Below are 15,674 nucleotides of genomic sequence, written 5' to 3' on the forward strand. Positions count from 1 at the left end.
AAGGTAACTGGGACACCCCCCACCCCATTACCCACCAATCTTCCCATTTATTCCAAGGATCGTTTCTATTATTATGTCATGAAATGAGAAAAAGGGAAAGTGACTAGGCACATTTCCCCATTCCTATATGAATCTTATGGAAGGCTAGATTAAATTTTCGTAAACCGGCTCAGAATTCTTTAGTTTTTCCACTTTTTCCTCTTGCCCAGTATCGGCATTAATGAAAATACGGTATGTATCTTCTTTAATTGTTCCTAGGAATTCATAACATAAAACTTCTTTGCCGAGATCATTAATAATCAGCGCTTTGCCCTCTTCCATGATCTTCACATTATGATTGATTTTTTCCCTTGCTTCTTTCACTGGTATTTTCGGTGTTCCGATTTCTCTCGTTTTATGTGACTTTAAGTACTCATCAGCTGAGAAACCGATTACGGACCCGTCATCCAATGCGATCTTCACCTTGACTGAATCGGGATAAACCTTAACCCCATTCTCGGATGAGACGAAATTCAGCAAACCGATATTATCATATTGGGCACTTTCAAAAAGTTCAAGCGAACTGAAGTCGTGCTCTTTTAAGAATTCCACCGCTTTTGTATACGCTTGGTTCAAGTCAATCTTGGTTTCGTTCACATCCCTATTATTGATATACCAAATAGGGTATCCGCCTTTTTTTGTCAAATCCATGTTCAATTCACTATTTGACTCTTTATTGAGGATACTGACACTATAAAATCCATAATCAGAGCCTTTTCCGTTTTCCTCGGCTTTGACTTCCACATTTCCGCTGCTTTTTGAATGCGCATATCTTTTCGCCGTCTCGATCGCTTCTTTTTTCGTTATCGTCTTACCAGGCAAATTCTTGAAGTTCTCATCCCTTTGTTGGGATGAAGTGAATGTCGGGTTCATTTCGTCCGCTTCCCCATACCCTGACACTTTTTTCTCCACCGTCTTTAATCCATCAATGATCGTGTTATCGGAATTTTCCTTTCCGGTCGCTAAGGCCATTTCGACATCCATCCATCTTAAATGGTTTTTGAGGACTAAATATTGCACCTTCCTCAATTCGCCCTGGATATCTCCTGCCTGTGCATACAAGGATTGTAGAGTCGAATATTCCTGATCATTCAGCGGTTCCTTTTCCAGGTCACGTACAGCTGTTCTATAACTAAAATCAGCAATTTTCGATAAAAATTCTTCCGTCTTGTTAAAAGGAAGCAGCGTCAATGGCAGCTGCCCGACATCGCTTTGGGCTTCGGAAGTGATCCGCCACACATCCGTCAAGGCTGGGCTTAATGAGTATCGTGAATTCATCGCCAGTGTACTGCCGACCTTATCGTGTAATAAGTCCACTTGGTAGCTTAAATCATGAAAGGCTCGTTGATATGTGTTCTCCGCATTGATTAAGATAGCGTTTTTTTCCTTATGTTCCTGATAGCCCCAGAATGCAGTTCCTCCGACACCTATAACAAGCAGGGCAATCACTATATTCCTGATCATCTACCTTCACCTCTTTACTTACAAAAGATATGTTTTCCGATTTTTTTGATTTGCGGTCTGGACCAAATCCATTTGCTTGTTGCCGTTTCAGGATTAAAATAATATTCGGCATTGCCGCTCGGGTCCCATCCGTTGATGGCATCCACGACAGCTTCTTTTGCCCGTTCGTTCGGGGTCAGCCATATTTGTCCATCGGCAACAGCCGTAAAGGCTCCAGGTTCAAAAATCACGCCTGAAATGGAGTTAGGGAAAGCGGCACTTTCCACCCTGTTTAAAATGACCGCCGCAACTGCCACCTGACCTGTATACGGCTCGCCGCGCGCTTCCCCATAGACGGCATTGGCCATGAGTTGTATATCATTCTGCGAATACCCTCCAGGAAGATTGGCCGAAGTCCCTGGCTTTGCAGGGGCCTTGCCTGTATTGGCGCTGCCTCCGCCTGACTTGGATTCATTCGCGTTGCTTTTCACCTTTACCTGCTTTTCAATATCAACTCCGCCGTAATAAGTGAACTCGTTCCCTTTATTAATCTGTTCATGGACGAATCGGCTATTGAAATTGGAAGCATTCGCCAGCTTTTGTTTGGTCGTGGTTCCTGCTAGGCCATCGATCGGCAGCCCGAAATCTTGCTGAAAGTTCCGGAGCGCCCAATATGTACCCCAACCATAGACCCCATCAATCTTTCCATGATAATAACCGATGTTTTGCAAGCGTGCCTGAAGTTCGATTACATCATCTCCAACCGCACCTTTTTGAATGATTTGGCTCGAAAAGGCATTTGTTCTTGTTTCCGGGTAAATTCCGAAACCTATTGTTATACACGAAAACAGCAAAAGCCATTTCCATTTTGACGAAATTCCTTTCATCAAAAACACTCCTCTTTTTCTTGAATTAATGTAATTCTATTTTCTTCTTACCTGTCTTTTTTATTCCAATCCATAAAAAAAACGGAGCGGGCAAAATATGCCAACACTCCGTCTTGATGATATTCGTCATTTGCTGATAAATTGATTCCGGGATAGTTTTTCCGCATGGAAATCGGATAATAACCGGGCTTTCTTCACCTTTTTCATCCCTAACCACCAAAGGTAGATCATGAATGGCATAATGAAGTATATCCAAAATTTCTGGGAGACTAAAATATAGTCGTACACCCCATGTAATGATATCGGGACGATCAGTGCCAATGATAAATACAATCTATTATTGGAGGCTGAGAATTTCGCCTTACCCAAATAGTACCCCATAATGACACCGAACAAGGCATGACTGGATACAGGAAGCACGGCCCTGATAAAAGCATGCTCCACGCCATTAGCCAGCAAATACAAAATATTCTCCATCGTCGCAAATCCAAGCGATACAGCCGCACCGTACACAATCCCGTCATATGGCTCATCGAAGGCTACATGCTGATAAATAACATAAATGAGAATGAACCATTTGAAGAATTCCTCAAGCAAGGCTGCCCATAAAAATGCATTTGCTAAGTCCGTATTCAAAATATGCTCCGTTTCAAGCACATACTGTATGAACATGATCGGCAAAACGAGAAAGACGCCGAATAAAAATGTTTTGACCACAACCGATATCGGCTCGGTTTCATATTGATCCTTCAAATAGAAATAGCTGAGAAGCGCCAATCCTGGCGCAATAGCCGCAGACATCATGACCAGCATTAGCTGACCCTCTTTTCCTCTTCTTTTCCTTAATCGTACCATGGAATGCGGGAAAACTGAATCCAAGAATCCAGTCTTCCAGCATTTATTTTAACGCGTCAGTACTTAAAGAAGGTTTCATCCACTGCATTTTCACCAGCCAACACGACAGCCAACTTGATCCTGGCCTTCTTGCTGTCATAATCCGCACCCAAAATCACGCCGCGCTGCTTCAAATCAAAGGCACTGCCTTCATAATCATAGGCCGGATACACCTTTCCTTCTTCAGCACTAGTAGTCATGACAATCGTTATTCCTTGATCGATCGCTGCTTGTATCGCATTCACCATTTCCGGCGTAACCTGTCCCCTTCCCACACCTTCAAGGACGATCCCCCTTGCACCCTTATTGACCGCTGCCTCGATAAAAAGCCCATCGGCTCCTGTATGGCACTTGATGATATCCACTCTCGGGATCTGATTTTGAATCTCATAATGTTCCCTATGTAAAGGTTTTTGATAGATGCTGACAACATCATTATCAATGATGCCCAAGTAGCCGTACCCAAAAGATTCGAACCCTTGCAAATTGGAGGCATGCACTTTTTTCACATATTTTGCGGAATAAATCCGCTCGTTAAATACGACAACCACCCCTACATCCTTGAGAAGCTCACTTGCAGCGCATAATATCGAATTTCTTAAATTCGAATATACATCCGTTCCGACTTCCTTTGGGGAGCGCTGTGATCCGGTTACTACGATCGGACGACGATCGTTAATCGTGATGTCTAGGAAATAGGCCGTCTCCTCCAATGTATCGGTACCATGCGTCACGACGATCCCGGTCACTCCCGGATCCTCCAGCTCCTTTTGGATGGCAAGTCTTAGCTGTTCCATTCTCCCGAAGGACATGGACATGCTCGAAATCTGAAAAAGGTCCACCACTTTAACTTCAATATCGTTAGGTAATTCGCAGGTAGAAGCCAACTCCTGCCCGCTTATTGCACCAGAAGCCAACATCCCGTTTGTCGTTTCCTTACTGGCAATGGTCCCGCCTGTCGTGATTAATGATATTTTTTCCATGCTCTTGTAGGCTCCTTTTCATTCAGTTTCTCTTTTTTTGATTATATGATCGGCAATCAATCCTCCATGGAACCTGCCGTTTTCTATGAAGATTTCGTTTGCATTATTTCCCGCTGCAATAACTCCGGCAATATAGACGCCTTGAACGTTCGTCTCCATCGTTTCCTCGTCGTAAGCTGGCCTTCCCGTCCCCATATCAATATTAATGCCCATTGAAGTTAAAAAGGAGTGGTCAGGATGGTAACCAGTCATTGCAAACACAAAATCATTTTTGATCGCCTTTTCCTCTTCGCCTATATGGTATATGACATGATCTTCCGTGATTCTGTCGACGTTCGCATTGAATTCCATCGTGATTGTTCCGTTGCGGACCAATGCTTCGAATTCCGGGAGTATCCACGGTTTAATACTTGTGGAATACTCGGTTCCCCTATATAGCACCGTCACTCTTGCACCGGATTTAACCAACTCCAGCGCCGCATCCACACTTGAGTTTTTACCGCCGATCACTGCAACATCACAATTAAAATAAGGGTGGCCTTCCTTAAAATAGTGAAATACCTTCGGAAGCTGTTCACCGGGAATGCACATATAATTGGGATGATCATAGTATCCTGTTGCAACAATCACCTGCAAGGCTGTATAGTCGCCCTTGGATGTGCTGATGGAAAATTTCCCATCTTCCCGTTTCGCCACCCTTTCCACTTTTTCGAATGTATTGACACGCAAATCTTTCCTTCTGACAACCTCCCGATAATAGGCCATCGCTTGACTGCGGACAGGCTTCCGGTTTTCAATGATAAAAGCGGTATCTCCTATTTCCAACTTCTCGCTTGAGCTGAAAAAGGTTTGATGTGTAGGGTAACGATAAATCGAATCCACCACATTGCCTTTTTCAATGATCAGGGCCTGTATTCCCGCGTCTTTAAGCGCGATGGCTGCAGCCAACCCACAAGGGCCTCCACCTATGATAATGACTTCTTCAACATTCATTGTACACTCCACTGCCTTTCATACACTGTCTAATTCGTTCATCTAAAATAAAAACTCCTATCAATACATGATAGGAGTTTTTACAAATCATTTCAATGATAAAGCAATGAACATGATTACGTGATAACGCTTGCCTGATTGGAGCCTTTAGATCCAGCCGCGGAAGCGTGATGCTTCAGCCATTTTCCTTACACCGATCATATAGGCTGCAAGGCGCATATCGACACGTCTTGATTGTGCAAGTTCATAAATGTTATTGAAAGATTTTACTAGGATTTTTTCTAGTTTTTCGTCTACTTCTTCTTCAGACCAGTAATAGCCTTGATTGTTTTGTACCCACTCGAAATATGAAACCGTCACTCCGCCAGCGGAAGCCAGTACATCAGGAACAAGCAGGATGCCGCGATCCGTTAGGATTTGTGTCGCTTCGATGGTCGTAGGACCATTTGCTGCCTCGACCACGATTGAAGCTTTGATATCTGCAGCATTTTCTTCGGTTATCTGGTTTTCGATTGCAGCGGGGACTAAAATATCACATTCCAGTTCAAGCAGCTCTTTATTCGAAATGGTACTTTTAAACAATTTGGTTACGGTCCCGAAGCTATCCCTCCGGTCAAGAAGATAATCGATATCAAGACCTTCAGGATCATGAAGGGCTCCATATGCATCTGAAATCCCGATTACCTTAGCACCGGCATCATGCATGAATTTGGCTAAGAAGCTGCCCGCATTACCAAAACCTTGAATGACGACGCGTGCTCCTTTGATATCGATGCCGCGCTTCTTGGCAGCTTCATTAATGCAAATCGTCACCCCTTTGGCCGTTGCAGATTCACGTCCATGTGAACCGCCAAGGACAAGAGGTTTGCCTGTAATGAACCCTGGTGAGTTGAATTCGTCCATGCGGCTGTATTCATCCATCATCCAAGCCATGATTTGTGAATTCGTAAAAACATCCGGTGCCGGGATATCTTTAGTCGGCCCGACAATTTGGCTGATTGCGCGAACATAGCCCCGGCTTAGTCTTTCCAATTCACGGAAGGACATATTACGAGGATCACAAACGATACCGCCCTTACCTCCACCATATGGCAAATCCACGATGCCACATTTCAAACTCATCCAGATGGATAATGCTTTCACTTCGCGTTCCGTTACATTTGGATGGAAACGGATGCCGCCCTTTGTTGGCCCTACAGCATCATTATGCTGTGCCCTGTAACCCGTGAAGATTTTTACCGTGCCATCATCCATGCGTATTGGCATTTTCACCGTTAATAAACGCAATGGCTCCTTCAATAGCTCATAAACTTCCTCCGGGTAACCAAGCTTATCCAAAGCTTTATGTATGACAGTTTGGGTGGACCTCAGTACGTCATGTTTTTCTTCTTCATTTACATGGCTATTGCCTTTTGCCGATTCCATTAAAAGTACCTCCTAGAAAATCTCATCCATATATTAAAATATAATAAACAAATAGTCCTCTTCATGGCTAGTATACACCTTCGTTATATTTATGCAAGAGTAAAAACGGGAAATTAAAAGTTGGAAATATTCAAAAAATGAAACCGTTATCATGACAATTATTTTCCCATTCGATTCTTCATCTGAGAAGGTGAGGCAATTAAGGCAAACCGCATGTTTTTTGCCGATGTGCCTTAATTACCTCCTTTTTTTGGCAGTTAACCAAAGTGGGAAATCAAAACTTGAATCGCTTCAGCTTCAACAATGCATGTTCCATATTCATTGATGCGGCACAGAGTGAGCGTTGAAGCATGGCCATACTCGGCAGCTAAGGAAATGACCATATCATAGGTCGTATCTTTGACTTTTTCGATAAGTAAATAATACCTGCCCTCATAATGATAAAGGGTACTTTTCAGTAAGCCCTGCACGGATAATCTATGAGATAATTGGATAATATCCTCGAACTCATCGAAAACATACAAAATATGGGGGGAATCGTCGATTTTCACCTGTAAATCCAAGAACTCTTCCTCATCGGTCAATAATTCTTCTTCATCCTTCGTCACGATGATGATCAGTCCTTGGGCTGGCAGGGAAAATATTTCAATCGCAATGGAACCACTCATTTTAAAGCTGAGTTCTTCGCACGCTTCTTCGACCATATCCTGAAATAACTTGTGGACCTTTAAAGAATTCCCTAAAATATCTTCTTTTGTGATACCTCTATCAATCAAATCATCAAGGGTCAAAAAAATCTTGATTTTATTATTGGTTAATCGCTCCAGCTTCATAAAAAAATGCCCCCTGGTTACCATCTTCATACATCATATGAAGCCTTGGTCTCAGGGTGCATATCCATTAAACCTTCAGCCATTCCTCCCATTCCGATTGCGTGTCACCCATCAATACACCGCTGAAGTCTGTCTGCTTATCTTCGGTTATCAGGCTCAGTGCCGCTCCGCCAAGACCTACCTTCACTTCCGGGAAGTCGCTTTTTAACGCTTCAACAAGCTTCAGTGTCGCATCAATGTTTTCTTGCAGGGAGCAAGACATGAATAGATATCGAGGCTTTATGATATCCAATACGGTAAAAAGATCATTATCGGCGATGGATTCGCCCAAATAAACGGTTTCGTATCCCCTCTGCTTCAAAAAAATGGTGAAGATCAACAGACCGAACTCATGCTTTTCACCTGGCGCGCAAACAGCTAGCGCTTTTGGAAGAAAACCATTGGTCGGTATCGTATGCATGACCGAACTGATCCTAGCTTTTAAAATGTTCGACGCAAAATGTTCATGAGCAGAGGTGATTTCCCCATTCTCCCACTTATCGCCTATTTGGACCAGTATCGAACCAAGGACCTCCACTATCGTATGTTCGATGGTAAACATACTGAAGGCTTGGCTAATCAGCATTTGAGCTGTGTTTTCATCGAAATTCAATAAAGCTTCAATTAAGTCTTCGGATAGCTTGCCCCCACGCACATCCTTCCGGTTGTCCGTTAATCCACTTTCTTCAGTCCCGGTACTTTCTAGAAGAGAAACGGCTTGGCTAATCGTGAAGCCTTGATTCGTTTTGTTGATGAGCCATTTAAGGGTTCGCAGATGTTTTTCTGTATACAGCCTATGACCTGACTCATTTCTGACAGGTTCGATGAATTTATAACGCCTTTCCCATGCCCTTAGAGTGCCTGGCTGAATGTTTAACAGGTTCGAGACTGCCTTTATATTATATTTACCTTCTTGCATGGTTTTACTAGTCCTCCATTAGCTGTGTGTTCATTTATTGAAATTATAGTGGATTCTCTTCCGACTGTAAAATCCCGATATGCTCGCCGGATAAAGCCGTCAATAGGTCTTCACCACCGCTTCGCCCATTTCCGTCCGTTTTCCCCTCTTCAAGGTGAAGAGATGTGTTTCAGGCCTTGCCTCCAGTCTCAAGGGCACAGCGCTTGTCCCGTAACCATTGCTCGTCATATACAAACAATTTCCCTCTTTTTTTATGCCGCCAAGCTGATAGGGTCCGTAGCCCAATATCCGGATTTGTCCGCCGTGGGTATGACCTGCCAGCACAAGGCTGATGCGGTGTTCGGGAGTGAGCTGTTCCTTGATCAAGGGATTATGGCTCACCAAAATCCTGAATGGCTCATTCCCGCAATCGGAAAGGGCAAGGTCCAGCCTATCCCTTTCTTCCGTGATATCATCGATTCCCAAAATTGCAATTTCACTGCCTGTTGGAGATTCAAATGAAACAGCTGTATTATCAAGGATTTTCACTCCGTGTTTCAGAAGAGTAGCATCCAATGCATGGTAATCTCCTTCATAATCATTATTTCCCCATACAAAATAAAGGGGGCCAAGTTCTTTCAATTTCAAAAGGTTATTCTCCACTCGCTCAAGCGGAACCCCGCCTTCCCTTATATCTCCGCCGATGATGACCAAATCGACACTGCCACGAGCGCCTTCAATCAATTGATCGGAAATGATGCGCCGATGTAAATCAGATATGAAAAATATCCGTATGTCGCCAAATCCTTCTGGGAAATCGTTGAAATATAAATCTTGAAAAATAAGCCTATCTTGATTTGCCGTTCGCCACATGTAAAATACCATGACAAAAACCAGCACAATCATGCTAAAAAATAATACAGCCAGCCATAACATCAATCGTTATACCTTCTTTCCATCCTAAGCCTATAGATACCTTCATGTAACCATAAAATCCTAATACCCGCAATTATATATCTTTTAACACATCCTCATTTATTTTCGTGATATAAATTGATATCAAAATTTTTCTTCATCATTTCAAAAACCTTGTGGCGGCTTTTCCATTCATCCTCTTTTTCCCATAATTGCTTGCTTTTATTAATGATTTCACAGCGAAGCAGCTGAAATTCTTTTTCCGCCTTATCAAGCTTCTTCTTAATCATTATCATATATCCATACAGCCCCATGGCTGCAGCCAAGAATAGAAAATGGCTGAAATGGTCGACGAAAACACTAAACATCATGAAAAATGAATAGGAATAAGGAACAACAACATAAAAATAAAGGTACATGAAAAGAAAAGCGGCAACAATCATGGCCGCCCACAAGCTTTTAAGATGCTTCCTTTTAAGAGCCTCGAACTTTTTTTTTCGATCCACGACATTTTGCAACATTTGCTTTGTTGCTTGGTCCGTCTTCTCATCCAATAAAATGATAGTCGATTCCATTCTGTATTCCTCCTTCACACTCTTAAAACATGATATGAGGCTGTCCAGGAAAAAATGATAATGCCCCAAGCCTCCTATTAAAAAGTGGGTCCAACAAATAACACCCTGCCAATATGGCAAGGTGCGATCATTATTTCTTTAGCGGAATTTTCAAAACCTGACCTTTGGATATTTCATTCCCATTCAGTCCGTTCCACTCTCTAATAAGAGCAATGCCTTCCTGGGATTTGTAATAATTCATTGAAATCCGGAACAGGGTCTCCTGTGCTTGTACAGTATGTAGGACTACCTTATATTCATCCTTGTCAGGCTTTGCGGCTTGAACGCTTTGGGCTGCCTTCTTCTTTTCTGCCGCTTCCTGCTTGGCTTTTTCGTCTGCCAGCTGCTGAGCCCTCGCCTTTTCATCGGCCTCCTGCTGAGCTTGGGCCTTCTCTTTAGCCACCTGCTCGGCTTTAGCCTTCTCTTTTGCTTCTTGTTCGGCTTTAGCCTTCGCTTCGGCCTTTTTCTTAGCTTGCTCCTGTTCCTCTGCCTTCCGCTTTCGCTCCTCTGCTTCCGCCTTTACCTTTGCTTCTTCTTTCTCTTTCTTCGCTTCGGACTTCGACGGTTCTTTTTCATCATTGCCCTTTAAATCCTTTGCAGTTGCTGTAGTCGGAATCGTTTCCTTTGCATCCTCACCATTTTCAATAACGATTTGGTCAGTTTTCGGATCCTGGACAGGTAATTTCTGGATATATGAATAAAGGCTGTAAAAACCGATTGGTAGCAAAATGAAAAACAATGCTAATGCCTTGATGATCGGGAATTTAAACTTCTTTTTACTTTTTTTCTTTTTATTTTGGTGAGTTTTACTGCGCTTAGGCATTGACTTTGCTTTGTGGCGTTCAACCCGCGAACGAAGTTCACCCGCCTGATCATTTTCCTTGTCACTCTTTTGCACTCGATTCATTCAAGTCACCCCCCTTCTTGCTTAACTCTTTTTGCTTTTTGTTCCTAATTAAAACCCCAAGAATAAAGTCAATCAAAAAATGGGCCATGATCGTCACGAGGATATTATCGGTCCATTCGTACAAAAAACCGATAAAAAAGCTTAAAACCAATACATTTAAAAATAAGAACCAATTAAACAAGTAACGATAATGAACGGCTGCAAAAATGATGCTCGTCCAAAGCAAACCGAGATGGGTTTGCAGCACTCCGCGAAATAATAGCTCTTCACTAACGGCAACCACAGCTGCAACGACAAAAATCATCGAATATGGCAAATGGCTGAAAATGCGTTCATTAATTCCGCCATCATCCTGATAGGAAGGCGGGGTAACTTTCATCAAGATCATATCCAGCACCACTACAAGGACTCCAGCTGGAACCCCGACCAGCAAAATATTTAGGTCATTGAAGCTAAATAAGTCAAAAAATGCAGAACGGTCTTCAAATAAAATAATACCCAAAAATAATGCTAACGTTAAGAGAATAATTTGCGTAAGAAACAAATTATAGAGCAACTGTTTATCCGTCATTTCTTTAATTAATTCAGCCTGCTTATTCTTCATTCCCATTGTCCTTTTTTAATAAAATGAAAGCCAGTTCCTCTTTCCATGTGAAATTGGAGTTAATCTGATCAATCTCGACTTCTGGCCATACATCCTCCATTTTTTGCGCATCCATTCCACATTGGTCACAGCATTGCGGGTTTAGTGCTTGCTGCTTTTCGTCAAAGTAACCCAGCACCCCTATGCGCCGGCATTCCTTTGCATGAATCCAATTCAGGAATTTATATAGCTTTTCTTGATTCGCATTCTTTCTCTCCCGGCAATATGCCTTCATCTGCGTCACTTGGTGTAACGGATTTTCATCCGCTGGAATGAACTGTGTGAAAAAACGAAGCTGGATTTCGTTCAAGGAATAGGCTTGGCACAGCAGTTCTTTTTCAGGAACGGTGGAATGGGCTAGTGTCAAGCCTGAGGAACCCAGGTACGAACAAACCCCTTCAAGCTGGGCATCGGTAGGCAATTGTTGCTCCATCAAATGCAGGGGCAGTCCCTCATCGCCATCACTATATAATAAAACGGCCACGCTTTGCTGCCTGTCCCGTCCAGCTCTGCCTATTTCCTGAAGGTATGCTTCCATTGCAGATGGCATATGAAAATGGATGACATATCTGACATCCGCTTTGTTCACGCCCATCCCGAAGGCGCTTGTTGCACAGATCACTTTCAACTGGCCGGAAATGAATTGCTGCTGGATCAGCATCCTTTGTTCCTGCTCCATCCCGCCATGATAATAATTGACACTCTCCATACCATTTTCCTGTAAAAACACTGTAACTGCCTCGGCCATTTTTTTAGATGAAAAATAAATGATTCCGCTGCCGGTGAATTGCCTGACTAGCTCCAATACGCGCAATTGCTTCTCTTCGTAGGTGTGCACACGTTCAATTAGGATCGTAATATTTTCACGGTCAACGGATGAAACGATTTCCGCTGCCTGTCCGATGTTAAGTTTACTTACGATATCCTGCCTGACTTCATCAGTTGCCGTTGCTGTCAGGGCCAGCGTCAGCGGATTGTTCAACTTCTGCCTCACTTCGCCTAAATTCAAATAATCCGGACGGAAATCATATCCCCATTGCGAGATGCAGTGCGCTTCATCTATGACGAACAACCCTATGTCAATTGATTTCAAAGCTTGAATCACCCCGTCAAGGCTAAGCATCTCAGGGGATAGAAAGATAAACCGGTAACTATATAACCGATCGAACGCCTTCCTTTTTTGGTTCAGCGTCAAAAAAGAATTGAGTGTCAAAACGCTTTTTTCACCATTCATTTTCAACTGATCTGCCTGATCCTGCATCAATGACAATAGCGGGGAGACGATCAGGATAGTCTTATTCAGAAGATATGCAGGCAGCTGATAGCATAAGGATTTCCCAGATCCGGTGGGCAGCATTGCCAATGTATGGCGGCCGGACAACAAGGATTCTATTACTTCTTTTTGTCCTGGACGGAATTCATCAAAGCCGAATTTATTTTTAAGGAAATGCTCTATATTCATCATTGGTCACCCATTTTCGCGAGCACAAGCCTGATCTGAAAAAAGCTTATTTGCTTATTATCGACCATCTGCTTGATTGCCTTTAGCTTTTTTGTGCCAAGTTCCGTAATTGCGGCTGCAATTTCACGTTCATCGTCGCTCGATACATAATCGGCTATCGGGAAACGTTTATCGGATAGAACAATCTCGACGAGATGATCTTCTATAGTATTTTGTTTCAAGCGGCGGATTTCAGCTATTTCGCTCATGCTTCTTCCTTCCTGCAAATATTGCAAAGTGGTTTGTGTCGATTGGGTCAAATGAGGGTTACCTCCCCTTTTCCACTCATTTGTCAACGATGCCAAAAGCGGATGATCGGCTCCATCACCCAATTCAGCAAGCAATTGGTGCAACGAGTCAAAAAACAGGAATCGCACATATTCTTCTTCCGCCTCTTTCCTTTTGGCAATCTGATCGAAGGTTAGACCAATCCTGTTCACACCCGTTAATTTGAGGATGAATATATCCCTTTTCAAATCACTTTGGGACTCCAATAGCGAAACCAATTCTTCATATATCTGCCTCGCGATCAAGCTTCGGTCCTGACGATTGGTATGTAGGAATTCCTTAACGAAATATTGTAACTTAGGGCTTCGCTGTATCGGATAAAAACGTCTTTCATTGTGGACAATATGGGATATGGTTTGAATGAGTAAACTTACCCTGCCCCAGAACACGGGGGCGATATTTTGGTATTTCCAGCCATTTAGATAGGTTGGAAATGGCTTATCCAGCAAATAACGGGCCAGTGCTTCCTCACCAGCTTGGCTAACTTCATATGCATCGGTTTTATCCGTTAGATCAATGAAGCCATCTCTAAGGAATTGTTCTATGTTTTGATTTAATTGCTGGCGGGTAAAAACAGGCATCGTCCCAAATATATTCGTTAATCCGAATAAATGGGCATCCTGAATCGTTTGTGACGACTTCTTCCCCTGCAGCATATGGTATATAGCATAAATGGAACGCTCGCCTTGAAATTTTTTTATCGCATATAGAATGATTGCCTGTAGATAATTATTCATGGGACTCACATCCTTATTTCATCGATCCATTAACCCTATTGTAACAAAAAACTGCAAAAGTCGCCTTTTTTATTGTTTGATATAAGGAAGAATTCGTGACTATATGACGAAATAAGGCAGGATTAAAATGAAATCATGGAATGTTTCCATTGACATTCCGCTCTATGATAGTTATTCTCAATACACTTTCTATTGAAAAGTTCGGCATTGGGTCTTACAATAAGAAAGAGATAATAATCTGGATAAAAAGATTATCAGTTGTTAAACAACTTAGGAGGGGTTATATTCATGGCTAAATTTACGATTGTGGATAAAGAAACATGCATCGCATGCGGGGCTTGTGGAGCAGCAGCACCGGATATATATGATTATGATGACGAAGGGATCGCTTTTGTCACCCTTGACGATAACGAGGGGATCGTGGAAATCCCGGATGTACTTATAGATGACATGATGGATGCATTTGAAGGATGTCCAACGGATTCCATTAAAGTTTCCGACGAGGCCTTTGACGGGGACGCACTGAAATTCGAATAACAGTACAAGCCATTTTCAAACGAGAATGGCTTTTTTTTGCACTGCTTCTCCTTTTGGGAAAACGAAAAAACCGGATATCCCTATCCGGTTTTTTTATATTCATATCGTCAATGCCCTTTAAGCATTTTTAAATAATGTTTGCTTATTGATCCATGTCTGCAATTTAATGAACAGCAGCATGAATACTGCGGTGATAAGAACACCCTTTATGATATTGAAAGGCAGGATTGCAGCCGTTACGAGCTGCCTTGATTCCGTTGCCGACATGGCATCCCAGCCCATGAAGAAGGTGTATGCCGGTAAGAAAACGAAATAGTTCAGGACACTCATGACTACCGCCATGGAAACGGTGCCCGCAAGCAAAGCGAACGTCATCCCTTTTTTTGAATTGAGCTTTTTGAACACACAGTAAGTTGGCAAAACGAACAATATTCCAGCAATGAAGTTAGCGATATGCCCAACCGGTACCGCTGTTAGTGAACCTGTCATGATTAAATCCAAGAGGTTTTTGATGAATTCAACGAGAATTCCGGCCATCGGACCGAAAATCAAGGCTGCCATCAATGCGGGAATGTCACTAAAATCTACATTAAGAAATGGCGGGAATCCAGGAAACGGGAAATTCAATAGCATCAATAAATACGAAATGCTCCCCATCATGGCCAATGTCACCGTTTTTCTCACTTTGTTCTTTTTCATAGTTCTCTCTCCTTCTTTTCCGATCTACCTGAAAAAGAGGTTTGGGTTCCATCCGCATGTTGACGTTCCATAAAAAAACCTTTAATTCCGATTGAATTAAAGGGATAAATTAAAGGTTACATCAAACAAACGTTCAGCAAATGATTGTTGAAACGCCATCAGGAACCTCCATCTTCTCCCATCCAGACTATACTGTCGGCTTTGGAATCGCACCAAATCCTGCCCCGAAAGGCTCGCGGGCTTAGAAGAAGCGTTTTCTTCATCACCGCCGGTGGGGAATTGCGCCCCGCCCCGAAGATAGATCTATAAATTTTTTTTGTATTTCCATTTCCATTATATCCGATAATCTTACTTTTGAATAGCATTTTCTTTGAAGTGACTGTTATCGTATGGAAAACG

The 15,674-nt window shown here is 42.7% G+C and carries 16 protein-coding genes and 1 riboswitch; of the genes, 1 reads left to right on the forward strand and 15 read right to left on the reverse strand.

Translation table 11 applies throughout. The features are described 5' to 3' along the window. Positions 1-144 precede the first annotated feature (144 nt). From ypeB to QNI08_RS04665, 14 genes are all read right to left on the reverse strand, one after another. On the reverse strand, positions 145-1,503 hold the full coding sequence (ypeB, locus tag QNI08_RS04600; RefSeq protein ID WP_285766251.1) for a germination protein YpeB: 1,359 nt from the start codon (positions 1,501-1,503) through the stop codon (positions 145-147). A gap of 14 nt (positions 1,504-1,517) precedes the next feature. Further along, a complete protein-coding gene (gene sleB, locus QNI08_RS04605; RefSeq protein ID WP_285766252.1) occupies positions 1,518-2,369 on the reverse strand; it encodes a spore cortex-lytic enzyme in 852 nt (283 codons plus the stop codon). A gap of 126 nt (positions 2,370-2,495) precedes the next feature. Next, positions 2,496-3,182, reverse strand: coding sequence for a glutamic-type intramembrane protease PrsW (gene prsW / locus QNI08_RS04610; protein ID WP_285766253.1), 687 nt, complete (start codon positions 3,180-3,182; stop codon positions 2,496-2,498). Positions 3,183-3,280: 98 nt separating this feature from the next. Next, the gene (locus tag QNI08_RS04615; protein ID WP_285766254.1) at positions 3,281-4,246 is read right to left on the reverse strand and encodes an asparaginase; all 966 of its coding nucleotides are present in this window, start codon (positions 4,244-4,246) and stop codon (positions 3,281-3,283) included. Between the two features lie 18 nt (positions 4,247-4,264). Further along, positions 4,265-5,239 carry a YpdA family putative bacillithiol disulfide reductase gene (locus QNI08_RS04620; protein ID WP_285766255.1) on the reverse strand — a complete coding sequence of 325 codons (975 nt, stop codon included), beginning with the start codon at positions 5,237-5,239 and terminating at the stop codon, positions 4,265-4,267. Positions 5,240-5,386: 147 nt separating this feature from the next. After that, complete coding sequence (locus QNI08_RS04625; protein ID WP_285766256.1) at positions 5,387-6,664, reverse strand: Glu/Leu/Phe/Val family dehydrogenase; 1,278 nt, start codon at positions 6,662-6,664, stop codon at positions 5,387-5,389. Between the two features lie 257 nt (positions 6,665-6,921). Next, on the reverse strand, positions 6,922-7,497 hold the full coding sequence (locus QNI08_RS04630; protein ID WP_285766257.1) for a genetic competence negative regulator: 576 nt from the start codon (positions 7,495-7,497) through the stop codon (positions 6,922-6,924). Positions 7,498-7,564: 67 nt separating this feature from the next. Then, positions 7,565-8,455, reverse strand: coding sequence for a MerR family transcriptional regulator (locus tag QNI08_RS04635; RefSeq protein WP_285766258.1), 891 nt, complete (start codon positions 8,453-8,455; stop codon positions 7,565-7,567). A gap of 99 nt (positions 8,456-8,554) precedes the next feature. Next, complete coding sequence (locus QNI08_RS04640; RefSeq protein WP_285766334.1) at positions 8,555-9,370, reverse strand: metallophosphoesterase; 816 nt, start codon at positions 9,368-9,370, stop codon at positions 8,555-8,557. Positions 9,371-9,465: 95 nt separating this feature from the next. Beyond that, the gene (locus tag QNI08_RS04645) at positions 9,466-9,924 is read right to left on the reverse strand and encodes a YpbF family protein (protein WP_285766259.1); all 459 of its coding nucleotides are present in this window, start codon (positions 9,922-9,924) and stop codon (positions 9,466-9,468) included. Between the two features lie 130 nt (positions 9,925-10,054). Next, entirely contained in the window at positions 10,055-10,870 is an 816-nt protein-coding gene (locus tag QNI08_RS04650; RefSeq protein ID WP_285766260.1) for a LysM peptidoglycan-binding domain-containing protein, read from the reverse strand. After that, positions 10,848-11,474: a CPBP family intramembrane glutamic endopeptidase gene (locus QNI08_RS04655; protein WP_285766261.1), complete on the reverse strand. Its 627-nt coding sequence runs from the start codon at positions 11,472-11,474 to the stop codon at positions 10,848-10,850. Before QNI08_RS04655 ends, QNI08_RS04650 begins: the two co-directional genes overlap by 23 nt. Next, a complete protein-coding gene (locus QNI08_RS04660) occupies positions 11,464-12,978 on the reverse strand; it encodes a RecQ family ATP-dependent DNA helicase (protein WP_285766262.1) in 1,515 nt (504 codons plus the stop codon). Before QNI08_RS04660 ends, QNI08_RS04655 begins: the two co-directional genes overlap by 11 nt. Then, a complete protein-coding gene (locus tag QNI08_RS04665; protein WP_285766263.1) occupies positions 12,975-14,039 on the reverse strand; it encodes a YpbB family protein in 1,065 nt (354 codons plus the stop codon). The genes QNI08_RS04660 and QNI08_RS04665 overlap by 4 nt, the downstream gene beginning before the upstream one ends. A gap of 288 nt (positions 14,040-14,327) precedes the next feature. Between QNI08_RS04665 and QNI08_RS04670 the strand changes: the two genes are divergently transcribed. Beyond that, positions 14,328-14,576 (forward strand): ferredoxin, encoded by a 249-nt coding sequence (locus QNI08_RS04670; RefSeq protein ID WP_285766264.1) that lies wholly within the window; start codon positions 14,328-14,330, stop codon positions 14,574-14,576. Between the two features lie 117 nt (positions 14,577-14,693). On the opposite strand, the gene QNI08_RS04675 is transcribed toward QNI08_RS04670, so the two are convergent. Further along, positions 14,694-15,275 (reverse strand): ECF transporter S component, encoded by a 582-nt coding sequence (locus QNI08_RS04675; protein ID WP_285766265.1) that lies wholly within the window; start codon positions 15,273-15,275, stop codon positions 14,694-14,696. 166 nt (positions 15,276-15,441) lie between these two features. Beyond that, positions 15,442-15,578: riboswitch (FMN riboswitch) on the reverse strand. Positions 15,579-15,674: the final 96 nt, after the last annotated feature.

Source organism: Peribacillus folii, from assembly GCF_030271255.1.
In the GTDB taxonomy this organism is placed as follows: Bacteria; Bacillota; Bacilli; order Bacillales; family DSM-1321; genus Peribacillus.

What these genes read in the sequence shown, in the direction of transcription:
- ypeB (WP_285766251.1), bottom strand. Translation starts at nt 1,503, where the DNA reads ATGATCAGGAATATAGTGATTGCCCTGCTTGTTATAGGTGTCGGAGGA.
- sleB (WP_285766252.1), bottom strand. Translation starts at nt 2,369, where the DNA reads ATGAAAGGAATTTCGTCAAAATGGAAATGGCTTTTGCTGTTTTCGTGT.
- prsW (WP_285766253.1), bottom strand. Translation starts at nt 3,182, where the DNA reads ATGCTGGTCATGATGTCTGCGGCTATTGCGCCAGGATTGGCGCTTCTC.
- QNI08_RS04615 (WP_285766254.1), bottom strand. Translation starts at nt 4,246, where the DNA reads ATGGAAAAAATATCATTAATCACGACAGGCGGGACCATTGCCAGTAAG.
- QNI08_RS04620 (WP_285766255.1), bottom strand. Translation starts at nt 5,239, where the DNA reads ATGAATGTTGAAGAAGTCATTATCATAGGTGGAGGCCCTTGTGGGTTG.
- QNI08_RS04625 (WP_285766256.1), bottom strand. Translation starts at nt 6,664, where the DNA reads ATGGAATCGGCAAAAGGCAATAGCCATGTAAATGAAGAAGAAAAACAT.
- QNI08_RS04630 (WP_285766257.1), bottom strand. Translation starts at nt 7,497, where the DNA reads ATGAAGCTGGAGCGATTAACCAATAATAAAATCAAGATTTTTTTGACC.
- QNI08_RS04635 (WP_285766258.1), bottom strand. Translation starts at nt 8,455, where the DNA reads ATGCAAGAAGGTAAATATAATATAAAGGCAGTCTCGAACCTGTTAAAC.
- QNI08_RS04640 (WP_285766334.1), bottom strand. Translation starts at nt 9,370, where the DNA reads ATGTTATGGCTGGCTGTATTATTTTTTAGCATGATTGTGCTGGTTTTT.
- QNI08_RS04645 (WP_285766259.1), bottom strand. Translation starts at nt 9,924, where the DNA reads ATGGAATCGACTATCATTTTATTGGATGAGAAGACGGACCAAGCAACA.
- QNI08_RS04650 (WP_285766260.1), bottom strand. Translation starts at nt 10,870, where the DNA reads ATGAATCGAGTGCAAAAGAGTGACAAGGAAAATGATCAGGCGGGTGAA.
- QNI08_RS04655 (WP_285766261.1), bottom strand. Translation starts at nt 11,474, where the DNA reads ATGAAGAATAAGCAGGCTGAATTAATTAAAGAAATGACGGATAAACAG.
- QNI08_RS04660 (WP_285766262.1), bottom strand. Translation starts at nt 12,978, where the DNA reads ATGATGAATATAGAGCATTTCCTTAAAAATAAATTCGGCTTTGATGAA.
- QNI08_RS04665 (WP_285766263.1), bottom strand. Translation starts at nt 14,039, where the DNA reads ATGAATAATTATCTACAGGCAATCATTCTATATGCGATAAAAAAATTT.
- QNI08_RS04670 (WP_285766264.1), top strand. Translation starts at nt 14,328, where the DNA reads ATGGCTAAATTTACGATTGTGGATAAAGAAACATGCATCGCATGCGGG.
- QNI08_RS04675 (WP_285766265.1), bottom strand. Translation starts at nt 15,275, where the DNA reads ATGAAAAAGAACAAAGTGAGAAAAACGGTGACATTGGCCATGATGGGG.